Consider the following 15,543-nt stretch of genomic DNA (forward strand, 5'->3'; position numbering starts at 1 on the left):
GACATGCCATGCCCCCGGTGCCGCGGTCAGCGCTTGGCGTACTGCGACCAGGGGATGTTCCAGTCACCGTAGCCTTCGAGCGGTTCCACGGCCGGGGCCCCGGTGTTGAGGGTCTGGACGACGTCGCCGGTCTTCATGTTGTTGAAGAACCAGGCCGCGTCCGCCGGGAGCAGCCCGACGCAGCCGTGCGAGACATTGGACCTGCCCACCGCACGCCATGCCGATTCGAGGGCCTGGTGGACGAACACGCCGGAGTTGGTGAGGCGGTTGGCGTACTCCACGGTCAGGGGCGGGTAATAGCCCTTGTCGCCGGGCTTGAGCCCGATGCTGCCGGCATTGAAGTCGGAGTGGCGTTCCTGCTCCATGATGACGGCGTAGCCGGTTGGGGAGAGCCAGTCAGTACCGCCCAGCGTGACCGGGGCGGTCTTGACGAGTTGGCCGTCGAAGTAGACGTTCATGGTCTTGGTGTTGTCATCAACGACGGCCAGGCGCTGCGGTCCGACCTTGAAGGAGACCTTGGTGTCGGAATTGCCGATCATCTTATTGCCGAAGTCAACACCGAAGAGTTTCAGGTCCACGGTGATCTCGCTGTTGGAAGCCCAGAACGCTTCGGGGCGGATCCGGACCCGGCGGTCCGAATACCAACGCCACGCCACGGCCTGGCCGGAGGAGGCTGTGACGGTGACGGCCTTCTCCATGGCCTCCTTGTCCAGGACGGGCTCGCTAAAGACGATTTCGATGGGCTGTCCGGACCCGACCGTGGTGCCGTTGAGCGGATAGACGGCGGCGTCCGCCTCGTTGGCTGTGGCCACGGTGGTGAAGGTCTGGGCCTTCTGTGTCTCACGTCCGGCCTGGTCGACGATGGTGAAGCCGTACTTGTACTTAGTGTCGAATTCCAGCGGATCCCCGGCGGTCCAGGTGGAGCCGTCCGGGCTGGTGATTCCGGGCACGGGGTCGCCGCCGGCGGCCGGGACCAGCACGACGTCTTTCACGACGCCGTTGACTGCCTTGACTGAGGGGGCGGCAGCGGGGTTGACGCCCTTGGCGCCGTCAGTCGGGGTCACTCCGAGCTCAACGAGCTTCACGACGGGGGCGGCGAGGCCGGACACGTTCCGCATCGGCGCCGAGGCCTCGGAGGGCATGTCGGCATTGGCCCAGCCCGGTGACGTGGCGACGCCGATGCCGCCCGCTCCGACAATTGCGCAGATGGCAAGGACGGCCAGCATTTTCCCGGTGTTGCGGGGACGGCGTCCCGGCTGACGGCGTCGACGCCCGCTCTGTTCAGTCATGGCCACTTCCTGTGTTCCCCCACTGCGTTTGCCCTAAAGCCCACATCGGAGCTCACGATCTCCTTATGCCAGCATAAGCGAAGCGTCCCGCCCCGCCGGTCACGGCGGCGCCACGATCAGGTCACAAAAGGGCCCCGGACGCCTGGTCCGGGGCCCTCCGCGGCGGGGACGGCGGGAACTTTTTGGCGGCCCGGGCCGCTGTCCCCGGCAGTTCCTAGTAGCGGTAGTGGTCCGGCTTGTACGGGCCGGACACCGCCAGGTCCAGGTACTCGGCCTGCTCCTTCGACAGCTCGGTCAGTTCGACGCCGAGGGCGTCAAGGTGCAGACGGGCAACCTTTTCGTCCAGGATCTTCGGCAGCACGTAAACCTGCTTGTCGTACTCCCGCTCCCCCTCCGGCTGGTCACGCTTGGTGAAGAGCTCGATCTGCGCGATGGTCTGGTTGGCGAAGGAGTTGCTCATCACGAAGGACGGGTGGCCGGTGGCGTTGCCCAGGTTTAGCAGGCGGCCCTCGGACAGCACGATGATGGAGCGGCTGCCCTGTTCCGTGGCGGGATCTTCCGCGAAGACCCACTCGTGCACCTGGGGCTTGATTTCAACCTTCGTGATGCCGGGGATCCGGGCCAGCCCGGCCATGTCGATCTCATTGTCGAAGTGGCCGATGTTGCCCACGATCGCCTTGTCCCGCATCCCGGCCATGTGCTCGGCCATGATGACGTCCTTGTTGCCGGTCGTGGTGATAAAGATGTGGCCCTCGCTGAGGACCGATTCCAGCTTCGCGACCTGGTAGCCGTCCATGGCTGCCTGGAGGGCGCAAATGGGATCGATTTCGGTGACGATAACGCGTGAGCCCTGCCCGCGGAAGGCCTCCGCTGCGCCCTTGCCGACGTCGCCGTAACCGCAGACGACGGCGACCTTGCCGCCCATCAGGACGTCGGTGGCGCGGTTGATGCCGTCCGGCAGGGAGTGGCGGATACCGTACTTGTTGTCGAACTTGCTCTTGGTGACGGAGTCGTTGACGTTGATGGCCGGGAACAGCAGCTTGCCCTGCTCGGCGAGCTGGTAGAGGCGGTGCACGCCGGTGGTGGTTTCCTCGGTGACGCCCAGCAGGCGGGAGCCGATCCGGGTCCACTTCTGCGGGTCCGCCTGCAGCGAGGCGCGCAGCACGTCAAGGAAAACCCGTCCCTCCTCGGACTCGTCGTCGGCGGTGGCCGGGACAGCACCGAGCGCCTCGAAGTCGACGCCCTTGTGGACCAGCATGGTGGCGTCGCCGCCGTCGTCGAGGATCATGTTCGGGCCGAGGTCCGGGTCGCTGTCCGCCCCGGGCCAGGTCAGGATCTGCTCCGCGGTCCACCAGTATTCCTCCAGCGTCTCGCCCTTCCAGGCGAACACCGGGACACCCTGCGGTGCGTCGACCGTTCCGCTGCCGACCACAACGGCGGCGGCGGCTTCGTCCTGGGTGGAGAAGATGTTGCAGGAGGCCCAGCGGACCTCGGCGCCGAGTGCCGTAAGCGTCTCGATCAGGACGGCGGTCTGCACCGTCATATGCAGTGACCCGGCGATCCGGGCACCCTTGAGCGGCTGGCTGGCGCCAAACTCCTCGCGCAGGGACATCAGACCGGGCATTTCATGCTCGGCGAGACGGATCTGGTGCCGGCCTGCTTCGGCCAGGGAGATGTCCGCAATCTTGTAATCGAGAGTCATATGAATCCTTTGCTGTGGCCGGCGGGCAGGTCGTTGACCTGGCTGCCTGTGACGAACGTAGAGGGGCTGATCAGTGGCTGGAAAGTACTTCGGAGCCGAACGGCGCAGCGATGGGCAGGCTGCCTAGCCGCTGGTGGGCCGGGACGCGGCGTCGGGCTGGCCTGAATCCGGCCGGCCGGGCTGGCCGGCGTCGTGCTGGGAGGCCGGGGCCGCTGCGGCGGCAGGGAGCAATTCCGGCGGAAGCAGCAGGGGGATGCCGTCCTCGATCGCGTAACGCAGTTTCACCCCGGCGGGGCCGGCCGCAGTGGTGACGAGTTCCTCGCCGTCCTGCACCAGCGGGGACCCGGTCACGGGGCATCTGAGGACAGACAAGAGTTCGGGACTGATCTTTGGCATGGTGAACGCTCCCTGGTAGACGCCGCAGCAGGCGCCGGTGGCTTTCGGATTTTGCAGTTCCCAGCCTACCGCCAGTTGCCGCTTACGAAGGTTCGCGCAGGACGCGCAGATGCCCCCGGCGGGTGCCCTCGGTTGCGGCCGGGGCTTCGAGGGCGGGGTGGACGCTGCGCTGGCCCTGGCCGGATTCCGGCGCGGCGGGCCGTGAGGCCGCTTCCCGGACGGCATTGGCCAGGGCCAGGAGGTCATCGGGTCCGGGACCTGCGGGGGTAGCCGGCATGGCCAGCCGCAGCACTTCCCAGCCGCGCGGCACGGTCAGGGACCCGGCGTGCTGTTCGCACAAGTCGTAGCAGTGCGGCTCGGCGTAAGTTGCCAGCGGCCCCAGAACGGCGGTGGAGTCGGCATAGACGTACGTCAAAGTCGCCACCGCTGAGTTGCGGCAGGCTGACCTTGAACAAAGACGAATGACACCCACGACATCACAGACTACTCCCCTAGGCCGCCGGACGCCGGGCGGCACGCTGACGGCGGGTCGGACGGCCCGTATCGCGTAAACCATCCGCCGGGTTTAGAGTCGAGATATGCAGTCATCGCACCAAGATCCGGGTTTTACGGTCCGCTTGGCTGAAACCGACGCCGGACGTCACGACGCCGGCTCCGCCACGGCCGGTTCCGGCCCGGCCGCGGCGCCGAGGGGCTTCCGCCAGCGGCGCAGGAACCGGCACGGCCGCGGGCTCCGGGGCGAGCTGATGCTGCCCACGCTGCCCGGCTACCGCACCCGCTCGGACCGCTTCGACGACTTTGTCCTGGACTCGGCTGAGCGGCTCCACGACATTTGGGGCAAGCCGCTGGACGGGGTCCGGTTCGCCGTCGATAAGATTCCGCCGGGGCTCGAACGGCTGGTGGCGGACCGCACTATCGCCCCGATGGGCTCCTACTCCCCCGCCACGGCGGAGGAAGGACCGGTGATCACCCTGTACCGCCGGGTCGTCGAGCAGGCCTGCGGCAGCCGCGAGGAACTGCCGGACCTGGTCCATGACGTCGTGGTGGAGTACACCGCCGAGATGCTGGGCGTGCCGCCCGAGTCGCTCGATCCTGTCTACCGCCGCCGCTACTAGTAGCCGAGCGTGACCGGGACCTGCTCCTGGCCCGCCGCCCCGGGGGCAACAGCGATCGTTGAGATGTCCTGCCTGCCGTCCTGCTGCAGCAGGACCGCGCCGTAGGCGGGATCCCCCGCGGCGGACACGAGGTAGCCCACGAGCTGCGAACCCCCGATGTCGGCCGGAACCTTGATGGACGCGGTGGTGCCGCCGGCGATGTCGGCAGCCGCGGCCGCGTGGACCGTGCCGTCCGCCGTGACCGGGGAATAGGAAATGCTGGCCCGGCCTTCGGGAGCGCCGAAAATCAGGTAGCGCTCTCCCTGGCCGGGGACCGGAACAACGTGTTGGCTTCCCAGCCTCGCCGAGGCCGGTGACCACGCGAAGTCGGAGGCATCCCCGGCCGCCAGTCCCCTGGTGGCGCGCGCCGCCGCGGTGAAGGAAACGTCCGAGCTGACGGACACAGTGTAGGGCCCGGCCGGCACGCCGGCGAGGGGGACCTCGGTGACGGATCCGGCCTTCGCCGTGACCACTCCGCCGCCGGGCAGCGCCTTCTGGCCGTCCCGTCCGAAGACCTTGATCGCGATGACAGCGTCGGCGGAGCCCGGCACCGTCAGCTGCAGGGCCGGTCCGGCGTCCGCGAAGCCGGACTGGGCGGTGAGCCCCGCCAGGCCGGCGGGATCCTGGATGTCGACACCGGTGATGACCTGGCGGAGGGCCGGCGCTGCGGCCGGAGCGATGAATTCGACGCCGCCGGGCGTCAGTCCCCGCAACACGCTTTGCTGGATGTGCGCGGCCACCGGTCCGCCGGCGCTGCGCACCCGGACGCTGAGCCGATCCTGCCCCGGGGCGAGCCCGGCCAGGATAACGGAGCGGGTGGTGCCCGGCGCGACGAGGAGTCCCCGGCTGCCCGGGGCCTGGATCAGGCCTTCGGTGCCGAAGAGTTCGAGGCTGACCGTGGCGGGGCTGCTGGAGGCGTTGCTGAGCTTCAGCACGGCGGTCCGGCCAAGCGCAGTATTGGCGCCCACCAGCCAAAGGTCGTTGCCCGGTTGCTGGCAGGCTGCGGCCGCCGAACCACGGAGGTCGCCGTCCTCGGCGGTGTAGCGCATGACGGCTCCCGCGGAGGGCTGGCGGTCGGCCTCGGCGTCGGCGCTCAGGACAGTCACGTCGTCGACCCCCTGCTGGGCCACGACACCGGCCAGCGGCGCGGCGGCCGCGGGCCGGGCCGCGGCCGGACTTTCGGACACCGGTGCGGCCTTGGCCAGTTCCACAAGGGTGCTGCCGGTCAGCGCGGCGAGCCTACTGCCGGGCAGGACACCGGAACTGGAGCCCAGCACCACGGCGTTGACGTCGCTCCGGGCGGTGGCGGACTCCGGGCTGAACTGCGGATCGGTGCCCACGGGGGCACCTTCGAGCAGCCGGGCCGGGCCCGGGCAGACGCCCACGCTGCTACCGGCGGGGACCGCCGCCAGCGGTGTCGCGATGGGCCGGCTGCTGCCGGGACCCTGCGGCGTGAGCGCCGTGGCGGAAGCAAGTCCGCCGCCGGCTGCGACGAGGAGGACGGCGGCGAGGACGCCACCCAGCCGCCTGGCCCGCGGACGCGCCGTGGGCTCCGGGGCGTCTTTGTCGGGGATGTCGGGGATGTCGGGCTTGTCGGCGATGTCGGGGATGTCGGGGATGTCGTCCCTAGGCATGTTGATGTTCCTTACGCAGGGAGCCTTCGTCCCTGGAGAGGCCGGTGTTCGGCCGACGGGCAGGCATGGGGATGGCCAGCAGGACGGTCAGGCCAATGATGACGGCCTGGGCAGCGCCCGTCCAGATGGCCCACGGTGCTTCGTAGCGGAGACTGAACTGCCCGCCCCCGGCGGGCAGGGTGAAGGCCTGCGCCCAGCCGGAAGTGGTGGCGGTGAGTCGGCGGCCGTCGAGCCAGGCGCTCCAGCCCGGATCGGCACGTTCGGCCAGCACCACGAGCCGTCCCTCCGGCCCGGCCGGCACCGCTGCATCGGCGGACACCGTCTGGGACGGTACCAGCCCGACAGTGGCGCCCGCGCCGTCGACGATCCGCACGCGGTGTGCGACATCGGCGGCCGCGATCGCGGGCTGGTTCAGGGGGCTGATCCGCCAGAGCCAGCCGACGTCCGTCTTGCCGACCGCGACGAGGCCGGGGACGGCGTCCATTCGGCTGGCGGTCAGCTGGGCCGCGGTATCGGCGGCCCGCAGGACCACGAAGCCGACGCCGAGCTGCTCCAGCTCGGCGCGGGGATCGACGCCCTGGCCAGCCACGATGGTGGCCACGGCGTTGCGCAGCGAAGCCAAGGCGGCGTCGTCGTCACGGACACTCTCCCGGCCGGGCTCCCCCATGATCGGACGGGCGGCGGCAATCGTGGACAGCGAATCGAGGGTGGTGCCGGCGCCGCGCATGAGCGCGGCGTCAAACGTTCCGTCTTCGCCGGTGGTGATGATGAGGGTGCGGGACTGTTCGGGTCCTTCGCCGCGGTCGATGGCCGTTGCGGGGAGGGTCCTGGGCTCGGCGGGCTGCACCAGCCTCGTGGCGCCCAGGGACCCGGCGCCGGCCGCTCCGGCGGCCGGCATGGCCGGCGGCAGGACGTTTTGCGCGGCCCACACCGTCAGGCCGGCCACCGGGCCGGCCAGCAGCAGGATCATAGCCGTGACCGCGGTGCCGCGGGTCAGGATCTTGCGGCCCGTGGTTGCGGCCCCGGCCCGGTCGGCGGAGTCCAGCAGGCCGGCCGCGCCGATCAGGGACGCCCCCAGGAGGGCAAAGGCCGCGGCCGACACGGCCGGTCCGGCAAAGGGAGTGACCAGGACGTCGGCGCTGACCCCGGTGGCGACCCGGCTGCTGAGCCAGCCGCCGGCCAGCAGCAGCAGTGCCGCGGCCCAGAGGGCGCGGGCAGTCCGCGGTGGCCGGCCCGGCAGGAACAGGGCGGCCACGGCCAGGAGCAGGACGGGCAGTCCGATCAGCAGGGCGAGCAGGAGCGCCCACGGCACGGCGGAGTCTGTGCCGAACACCGGAAGGCCGGTGAGGCCGCCGCCGGCCGCGAAGCGAAGCGGCTGGCCCAGGGCCTGCTGCCACAGCGGTGCCGCGTCAAAGCCCAGCGGCAGGCCGGGGTCTGCGAGCAGGGCGCGGGGCCGGTCAATGGTGGAGGCCAGGAACGGCACGAACAACGCCAGGGTGGGCAGCAGCGCCCACCACACGGTGCGGCCGCGACGGCCCAGGAGCGTGCCGCACAGGGCCACGAGCACGACGCCGGGCAGCAGCAGCGAGGGGGCTGCCGCGGTCACGACGGCCAGGGCCAGTCCGGCCGCGGCAGCGGCGGTCCAGGAGGGGGTGCCGTTGATGCCGGGTTTCACCGGGGGCGCATCGGTGAAGCGCCGTTCCCCCGGGGCCGGGACCGCGAAGCGCCCGCGTCCCGCGGCGGTACCGGTGGCCCGCAGCAGAGCCAGCACCAGCACCGGCATCATTACGTGGGCGACCAGGGCGCCGGCGCGTCCCTGGTTGAGCGCCACCTGCAGGGCCGGCGCTGCGGCCCAGAGGAGAGCGGCGGCCAGCCGGAGCCGGCGGCGCTGCGTCAGCGCGCCGGCGGCGAACCAGGCGCCGAGGGCGGAGAGCGGCATGGCCAGGATGAGCAGCCCGGCGAATGCGGTGTTGGCGTTCCCGCCGCCGAGCGCGCCCAGGGCCCACAGCACGTAGCCGAACGGGTCCCCGTGCCCGGGAAGTCCTGCGCCGAGGGTGATCCACCAGCCGGAGGCGTGGTCCCAGATCTCGCCCAGCCGCAGCGGGAGCGGAATGCTCGCGCCGCCGGCGACAGCTTCGGCCCGGAACAGGCTCAGCAGGCCGATCAGGGATGCCGCGGCGGTGAGCAGGACGGCGAGCAGCGCGCCGTTGCCCACCCAGCCCCGCTCGGACGTGGTCAGGGCGGCGAAGTCGTCCGCCGAGTCGCCGGTGGGCTGTTCGGCCAGGGGGTCGTTTCCGCCCGGGTTGTCGCCGGAGTCATCCGCCCCGAGGGCTTCCATGAGCGAGCGGCGGTGCGCCCAGACCTCACGCCGCGGGGTCTGCAGGCCTTTGATGACGGAACGCCGGATGCGGCGCGTCCGGGCAGCGTTGCGCCGGCCCCGGGCCACGGCGCCGGGGCGCGAAAGTGCGCCGAAGGTGGCCAGGAGCTGCGAGAAGCCGTGTCCCGGATCTTTGACCGCGATGCTCAGGACCAGCTTGAAGATACTGCCCAGCAGGGCCCCGGCGGCGTGCAGCGGCACTTTCCAGACGGGGGCGTGCTTGAGCCGCAGATGCACCTGGGCCTTGCGGGCCGCCGCCGCGTTGCCCAGGGCGTGCGGGCGGTGCGAGACGTGGAACATCCTTGCGCTGGGGACCACCACCACACGGTGTCCGGCCAGCCGGTTCCGCCAGCAAAAGTCGACGTCGTCGCCGCTGCCCGGCAGTGCCGGGTCGAAGCCGCGAAGGTCCTCCCAGACGTCGCGGCGGACCAATATGCCGGCGGAGTTGACCGCGAAGGTGTCACTGCGTCCGTCGTATTGTCCCTGGTCCAGCTCGTCGGCTTCGATAAGGGTCAGCCGCTCGGCCCAGCGGCTGGTGGAGAGCCCGACGTCGATCAGCCGGCGTTCGGAGTGCCAGTCCAGCTGCTTGCAGCCCGCCACCGTGACCGAGGGCGCGCGTTCGACGGCACGGAGCAGTTCGGCGAGGGCCTCTGGCGCGGGGGCTGCGTCGTCGTGCAGCAGCCAGATCCACTCGACCGCGGGGCTGCCGGCTGTCCCCTTGCCGGACGTGCCGGCGCCGGCCCGGGGGGCAAGGGCGCTGAGGCCCGCCTGCACCGCTGCACCCATGCCGCTGCGGGCCTGCTCGAAGACAGTGACGTTGGCTGCGCCGAACGCCTCCTCGAGGAGGGCGGCCGAATCGTCGCGGGAACCGGTATCGACCCCGATGCAGGTGTCCGCGGGCCGGCTCTGAGCCGCCAGCGCCGCGAGGGTCCTGGGGAGAAAGTCACCGCCGTCGTGGGAAACCACGACGGCGGTGACTTGTACTTCTTGAAGAATTAGATCGCTCGCTTCCTAAGCCGGCGCCGCTCGCGCTCGGAGAGGCCGCCCCAGATGCCGAAACGCTCATCGTTGGACAGGGCGTATTCCAGGCACTGCGAGCGGACGTTGCACGCCCCGCAGACCTTCTTGGCGTCGCGGGTTGAGCCGCCCTTCTCGGGGAAGAATGCCTCCGGGTCGGTCTGCGCGCAGAGCGCGTCCGTCTGCCAGCCCAGCTCGCCTTCATCGTCGAAGTCCTGCTGGGATGGGAGTCCGATCCACACCGGCTGCGTGGTGGTGCCAGCGTGGAGGGTCTGGAGTTCCATCGGCGGATCGTGAAGATCGTTGTCCTGGTCCCGACCGGACAGAAGTTCGTCGTGCGCCGCGAGGAAGGCGGTCGCCTGGTCCTGCAGCTTGTCCCTGGTGTCTTCGTTGTAGCGGTCTGCCGCGTCCGGATCGGCCGGATCGACATACCAGTCGCTCGGCACTCCGCGTGAACGGTATTTGGCCGTGGCCTGCCCAGCAACGACGGCCTCTTCATGGAGACGCTCTGCTAGCCCCATTGGCGTTTCCTCTCTGATTTTGCGGCCTTTGCCTGACCCGTTGACTCTCGGTTGAGTTCCGGCTTCCGCACATCGGCCTTCGATACCTAATTACACGCGTGTAAGTATCTCCAGTCAAGCCACGGCGGAGATACTAATCAATGTGAGGCGCAAAGCGGGGGCACGCCACGCCCGGGATTTTTGGACCACAGCCCGGAGAATGCGCGGAATAATCAGGGTGCTGAGCACTTCGGAGAAATATTTACTGAATTTACGGGGAACTGCCCGGGACGGCGCTGGACGCCGGCCGGCGGGCGCCGGGAGGCCTATGACAGAGATCACACCACCGGCCATCGTGGCAAGATGAATCCATGAGTATCCCGGCATTCGACCTGATGACAGCCCTGCGCTCCGGCCAATCCACCTCCCCCCGGCTCACCTGGTACGGGCCGGCATCCGAGCGGGTTGAGCTCTCCGGACGGGTGCTGGACAACTGGGTGGCGAAGACCAGCAACCTCCTGCAGGACGAGCTGGACGCCGAACCCGGGACGCGGTTGCGGCTGGACCTGCCGGCCCACTGGAAGTCCGTGATCCTCGCCCTCGCCGCGTGGCAGCTTGGCATGGAGGTCGTGTTCAGTGATGCCGAGGCCGAACTGCTGGCCACCGGCGATCCGGGGCCAGGGGCGGCGCAGGGGGCGTTCGACACCGTCCTGGCAGTGGCGCTCCCGGCACTGGCGATGCGGTGGCAGGGCGAGCTTCCCACCGGCGTCGTGGACTTCGCCGCGGAGGTGCGCTCCCACGGTGACGTCTTTATGCCGCATGTGGATCCCGAAGCGTCGCGGCGGGCCGTCGTGGCCGCCGCGGGGACGGAACACACCCACGGTGATCTTCTGGACGGCTTCGCGGCCGCGCACGACGACGGCGTCCGGCTGCTGGTGACCGCCGGCGACGGCCTGGAGCCTGCCCTGGCCCAATGCCTGGGCGCCTGGAAGAGCGACGGGTCGGTGGTGCTGGTGCACCCCGACGTCACGGTTACGGAGAAGCTGCTCGCGGACGAGCGCGTCAACGTCAGCTGAGCCGGGTCCCGGGTGCCGCGGGCGGGGAGCCTGCCGGCTCCTAGGCCGGCGGGCCGGGCAGCTCCGAGTCCTTGACGGCGCGGCTTGAGACGGCGGGGTCTGTGACGGCGGGGTCTGTGACGGCGGGGTCTGTGGCGGCGGGGCTGTTCCTAACGGCGGGGCTGGGGTGCGGGTACCGCTCGATGATTTCGTGGTCGTGCGAGAACTCCGGCTCTTCGTCGAGTTCCTTGTTGAACACCAGGAAGCGGTAGGCGAAGAAACGCACCACCGTGGCGACCAGGATCCCCACGACCCCGGCGGCGAAGAGCATGTTCTTGTCCGTGACCCCGAAGCCGTACTTGGCGAGGGCGGTGAATCCAGTGGAGATGCCGATGCCGATGCCGTTGATCAGGATGAACATCCCGAACTCGCGGAGCACGTTGTCCTGGCGGCGGTGACGGAAGGTCCAGAAGCGGTTCGCAATCCAGGAGAAGATCGTTGCGATGCTGGCGCCGACAAAGCGGGCCTTGGCCTCGCTGTCGGTCATCGGGCCGTGCATCAGGTAGTACGTGAGTCCGTTGTCAATGATGAACGCGACTCCGCCGACCGCACCGAATTTTGCCACTTCGCGCCAGAAGAGCGAGGCGAGCCCGCGCAAGCGCTCGCTAAGTGTAGTAATCATGACCCTCCGTGGCCTTCTTGAACTGTCGGCCATTGGGCCAACGGCCCATTTTAGCGCCCATTGCCCGGGGCGCGCCCCGGAAGCCGGTCCGCCGGCCGCAACGGGGCCGCCCGGAAGCCGGCCGGACGCCGGTCAAAATGTCGGGGACAGCCCTCCCCAACCCAACCCGAAAGGGCCCCGCGGCCCCCCGGATCCGGCCCCGGGACGTCCAAAAGCCGGGATATGGCGAGGCTTTCGGTAGGCTGGGACTTGTGACTTTTCCTGTGATCGGTGTGGTTGGCGGCGGCCAACTCGCCCGAATGATGGCCCCCGCGGCCACCGCCCTGGGCTTCGAGCTCCGCGTCCTTGCCGAAGGTGAGGACGTCTCAGCCGTCTCAGCCGTGGCCAATGCCCCGGTCGGTGACTACACCGACCTGGACCATCTCCTTGAGTTTTCCCGCGGCCTGGACGTGCTGACGTTCGACCACGAGCACGTCCCCACCGAACACCTCCGTTCCTTGCAGCGGGCCGGAGTGAACGTCCATCCCGGACCGGACGCGCTGGTCAACGCCCAGGACAAGCTCGTGATGCGGGCGGCCATCGACCGGCTGGAACTGCCCAATCCTCGCTGGGCCGCGGTCGACGACGTCGCCGGGCTGGTCGCGTTCGGCGATGACATTGGCTGGCCGGTCGTCCTGAAAACCCCGCGCGGCGGCTACGACGGCAAGGGCGTGCGGATCCTCGACTCCGCGGCGGACGCCGCGGACACTGCGGACTGGTTCGCGGCGATGTCGCCGCTGCTCGCCGAGGCCAAGGTGGACTTCAGCCGCGAGCTCTCGGCCCTGGTGGCCCGGACTCCGGACGGTGAATCGCGGGCCTGGCCCGTGGTGCACACGATCCAGGTCGACGGCGTCTGCGACGAAGTCATCGCCCCGGCCCTGGACATCCCGCTTGAAGTCGCGGCGGCGGCCGAAAACGCTGCCCTCCGGATCGCCAGCGAACTCGGCGTCACCGGTGTGATGGCCGTCGAGCTGTTCGAAACCCCCGGCATCGGAGCAGGCTTCCTGATCAACGAGCTCGCCATGCGTCCGCACAACACCGGCCACTGGACCCAGGACGGCTCGGTGACCAGCCAGTTCGAACAGCACCTCCGGGCCATCCTCAATCTGCCGCTCGGCGCCACGGACCTGCTGGGACCCGTCGTCGTGATGAAGAACTTCCTGGGCGGCGAGAACCAGAATCTGTTCTCCGCCTTTCCCGCAGCCCTGGCCAGCGAACCCGCGGCGAAGGTCCACTGCTACGGCAAGGCTGTCCGGCCGGGCCGCAAGATCGGCCACGTCAACCTCGTCGGCGGCTCGGTGGCCGACGTCGACTCGGTGCGCGAACGCGCCACCACGGTCGCCAACATCATCCGGAACGGAAGGGCCCAGTCCCGAACCGCAGCGGGCGCACACGAGGAGAACGCATGAGCAGCAGTAGCAAGGCACCGTCCGCGGACGCCCGGTTCCCGGACGCCGGGGCCGCTGCCCCGATCGTCGGGCTCGTTATGGGCTCGGACTCCGACTGGCCCGTAATGGAGGCTGCTGCCGAGGCCCTCGCCGAATTCGGAATCCCCTTCGAAGCTGATGTTGTCTCCGCGCACCGGATGCCGCTGGAAATGATCCGCTACGGCCAGACGGCCCATGAGCGCGGGCTGCGTGTCCTCATCGCCGGCGCCGGCGGCGCCGCCCACCTGCCGGGCATGCTCGCCTCGGTCACGCCGCTGCCGGTCATCGGCGTCCCGGTACCGCTCAAGACCCTCGACGGCATGGACTCCCTGCTCTCCATCGTCCAGATGCCCGCCGGGGTTCCGGTCGCGACCGTGTCCATCGGCGGGGCCCGGAACGCCGGCCTGCTTGCTGTGCGCATCCTGGCCTCCGGCTCGGACCCGCTGGCCGCCCGGCTCCGCACCGAGCTGCTCAACTTCGCCCAGGAACTCAACGACGTCGCCACCCGGAAGGGCGCGACCCTGCGGCACAAGGTGAGCGAAGTCTTCGCGGACGCGAACGTCGTCACCCGGGGCAGCCGTTAAGGATCACCAGATGACCAACAGTTATGCCCCGTCCCGCCAGCCGGCGCCGCAGAACCGGACGGCTCCACCGTCCCGCACGGATCCCGTCCGGCATCCCTCGGGGGCAGCGGCGCCGATACTGACCAAGCGTGCCTTCCTGCTGGTCCTGATGACCCTGCTGGTACCCGGCAGCGCCCAGATTGTCGCCGGCAACCGGCGGCTGGGGCGGATGGCGCTGCGGGTCACCCTCACCGTCTGGGTGCTGGCCGTCCTCGCGGCAGTGCTCCTCCTGGCATCCCGGTCCACGCTGATCAACCTGATCACCAACCCGGTCACCGCACTGCTGCTGGTTGTCGGCCTGGCGGCGCTGGCCATCGGCTGGGCCGCCCTCTTCATCAACACCCTGCGGCTGATCCGTCCAGCGCTGCTGGCGCCCGGCGTGCGCACCGCCGTCGTCGCCGCCCTGGTGCTGGCTATGATCCTCAGCAGCGGCTCGCTGGGGTACTCCGCCTACCTGCTTAACGTCAGCCGCGACGCCATCGGCAACATCTTCTCCAACGGACCGACGATGGAGCCCTCAGAGGGCCGGTACAACTTCCTCATGATGGGCGGCGACGCCGGGGCGGACCGGACCGGCCGCCGGCCGGACAGCCTCTCGGTCATCAGCGTCGATGCCAAGACCGGCAAGACCGCCATCATCTCCGTGCCCCGGAACCTGCAGAACGCGCAGTTCAGCGAGGACTCCCCGATGCGCGGGATTTACCCTGATGGCTACGACTGCGGCAATGAATGCCTCATCAACGCCATCAACACCGAGGTCACCAACGAACACCAGGACCTGTACCCTGGCGTGGCGGACCCGGGCGCGCAGGCCACGATGGAAGCCGTGTCCGGGTCCCTGGGCATCAAGGTCCAGGCCTATGTGCTGGTCGACATGGACGGCTTCGCCAAGCTCATTGATGCCATGGGCGGCATCCGGATCAAGGCAGGCGGCTGGGTCCCGCTCAGCGGCGACATGGTGGACGAAGCCAACGGCATCCACGGCATGCCGACCGGCTGGATCCGCGCCGGAGAGCAGACCCTCGACGGCTATCACGCCCTCTGGTACGGCCGGTCGCGCGAGTTCGTTGACGATTACGCCCGGATCCAGCGGCAGCAGTGCGTCCAGCAGGCCATGCTGAAGCAACTGGATCCGGCCACGCTGCTGGCCAAGTTCGAGGACATCGCCAAGGCCGGCACCAAGGTGGTGGACTCCAACGTCTCTGCCGGCCAGCTCGGCAGCTTTGTGGACCTCGCGATGAAGGCCAAGGGCCAGGACATGAGCCGGCTCACCATCGGACCGCCCGACTTCGACGCATCCTTCTCCACGGTCCCGGACTTCGACCAGATCCATCAGAAGGTTGACGCCCTCCTCGGCCCCGCCCCCGAGGCAGGCGCCGCTGACGACGGCATCCGCCCGCAGGACGCGGCGCCCGGGCCGGTGTCGGCTGCCGGTGCCCTGCCCCGCGCACTGCCCGGAACCCAGCCCGCGCCGTCGTCGTCGTCGTCGGACTTCACCCCGGTGACCACAACGCCGGACGGCGAGCCGATCACCGTGGAGATGCTCAACCAGTTCAAGCGCAACGGCGACGAGCAGTCGATCCGCAACCTGGTGGCCACGAACGGCCAGTGCGCGCCGTTGTAGTGCCAGCGACCAGTCTTTCCAGTA

At 69.6% G+C, this 15,543-nt stretch carries 13 protein-coding genes; 5 read left to right on the forward strand and 8 right to left on the reverse strand.

Going from position 1 to position 15,543, the window contains the following annotated elements:
• Positions 1-26: 26 nt before the first annotated feature.
• The 4 genes from ACZYZ5_RS11525 to ACZYZ5_RS11540 form a co-directional block, all read right to left on the reverse strand.
• Positions 27-1,289: a L,D-transpeptidase gene (locus tag ACZYZ5_RS11525; RefSeq protein WP_463901858.1), complete on the reverse strand. Its 1,263-nt coding sequence runs from the start codon at positions 1,287-1,289 to the stop codon at positions 27-29.
• A gap of 214 nt (positions 1,290-1,503) precedes the next feature.
• Positions 1,504-2,991 carry an adenosylhomocysteinase gene (ahcY, locus tag ACZYZ5_RS11530; protein ID WP_463901859.1) on the reverse strand — a complete coding sequence of 496 codons (1,488 nt, stop codon included), beginning with the start codon at positions 2,989-2,991 and terminating at the stop codon, positions 1,504-1,506.
• Between the two features lie 123 nt (positions 2,992-3,114).
• Entirely contained in the window at positions 3,115-3,387 is a 273-nt protein-coding gene (locus ACZYZ5_RS11535; protein ID WP_463901860.1) for a Trm112 family protein, read from the reverse strand.
• A gap of 82 nt (positions 3,388-3,469) precedes the next feature.
• Positions 3,470-3,859 carry a DUF3499 domain-containing protein gene (locus ACZYZ5_RS11540; protein WP_463901862.1) on the reverse strand — a complete coding sequence of 130 codons (390 nt, stop codon included), beginning with the start codon at positions 3,857-3,859 and terminating at the stop codon, positions 3,470-3,472.
• Between the two features lie 106 nt (positions 3,860-3,965).
• On the opposite strand from ACZYZ5_RS11540, the gene ACZYZ5_RS11545 reads away from it, so the two are divergent.
• Positions 3,966-4,502 carry a metallopeptidase family protein gene (locus tag ACZYZ5_RS11545; protein WP_463901863.1) on the forward strand — a complete coding sequence of 179 codons (537 nt, stop codon included), beginning with the start codon at positions 3,966-3,968 and terminating at the stop codon, positions 4,500-4,502.
• Here ACZYZ5_RS11545 and ACZYZ5_RS11550 read toward each other — a convergent pair.
• From ACZYZ5_RS11550 to ACZYZ5_RS11560, 3 genes are read right to left on the reverse strand one after another with little or no spacing between them, the layout of a single operon-like run.
• A complete protein-coding gene (locus ACZYZ5_RS11550) occupies positions 4,499-6,175 on the reverse strand; it encodes a DUF5719 family protein (protein WP_463901864.1) in 1,677 nt (558 codons plus the stop codon). The two genes, ACZYZ5_RS11545 and ACZYZ5_RS11550, sit on opposite strands and share 4 nt — an antisense overlap.
• Positions 6,168-9,518, reverse strand: coding sequence for a glycosyltransferase (locus ACZYZ5_RS11555; protein ID WP_463901865.1), 3,351 nt, complete (start codon positions 9,516-9,518; stop codon positions 6,168-6,170). The genes ACZYZ5_RS11550 and ACZYZ5_RS11555 overlap by 8 nt, the downstream gene beginning before the upstream one ends.
• A gap of 29 nt (positions 9,519-9,547) precedes the next feature.
• Positions 9,548-10,090 carry a WhiB family transcriptional regulator gene (locus tag ACZYZ5_RS11560; RefSeq protein ID WP_463901866.1) on the reverse strand — a complete coding sequence of 181 codons (543 nt, stop codon included), beginning with the start codon at positions 10,088-10,090 and terminating at the stop codon, positions 9,548-9,550.
• Between the two features lie 350 nt (positions 10,091-10,440).
• Here ACZYZ5_RS11560 and ACZYZ5_RS11565 point away from each other — a divergent pair, with 350 nt between their 5' ends.
• A complete protein-coding gene (locus ACZYZ5_RS11565) occupies positions 10,441-11,145 on the forward strand; it encodes a TIGR03089 family protein (RefSeq protein WP_463901867.1) in 705 nt (234 codons plus the stop codon).
• A 40-nt stretch (positions 11,146-11,185) separates the two neighbouring features.
• On the opposite strand, the gene ACZYZ5_RS11570 is transcribed toward ACZYZ5_RS11565, so the two are convergent.
• A complete protein-coding gene (locus tag ACZYZ5_RS11570; RefSeq protein ID WP_463901868.1) occupies positions 11,186-11,806 on the reverse strand; it encodes a GtrA family protein in 621 nt (206 codons plus the stop codon).
• 299 nt (positions 11,807-12,105) lie between these two features.
• Between ACZYZ5_RS11570 and ACZYZ5_RS11575 the strand changes: the two genes are divergently transcribed.
• The 3 genes from ACZYZ5_RS11575 to ACZYZ5_RS11585 are packed head-to-tail and all read left to right on the forward strand — an operon-like array spanning position 12,106 to position 15,519.
• Positions 12,106-13,254 carry a 5-(carboxyamino)imidazole ribonucleotide synthase gene (locus ACZYZ5_RS11575; RefSeq protein WP_463901911.1) on the forward strand — a complete coding sequence of 383 codons (1,149 nt, stop codon included), beginning with the start codon at positions 12,106-12,108 and terminating at the stop codon, positions 13,252-13,254.
• Positions 13,251-13,856: a 5-(carboxyamino)imidazole ribonucleotide mutase gene (gene purE / locus ACZYZ5_RS11580; RefSeq protein ID WP_463901869.1), complete on the forward strand. Its 606-nt coding sequence runs from the start codon at positions 13,251-13,253 to the stop codon at positions 13,854-13,856. Before ACZYZ5_RS11575 ends, purE begins: the two co-directional genes overlap by 4 nt.
• 10 nt (positions 13,857-13,866) lie before the next feature.
• On the forward strand, positions 13,867-15,519 hold the full coding sequence (locus ACZYZ5_RS11585; RefSeq protein ID WP_463901870.1) for an LCP family protein: 1,653 nt from the start codon (positions 13,867-13,869) through the stop codon (positions 15,517-15,519).
• Positions 15,520-15,543 lie beyond the last annotated feature (24 nt).

It is taken from the genome of Pseudarthrobacter ribosi, from assembly GCF_055412865.1.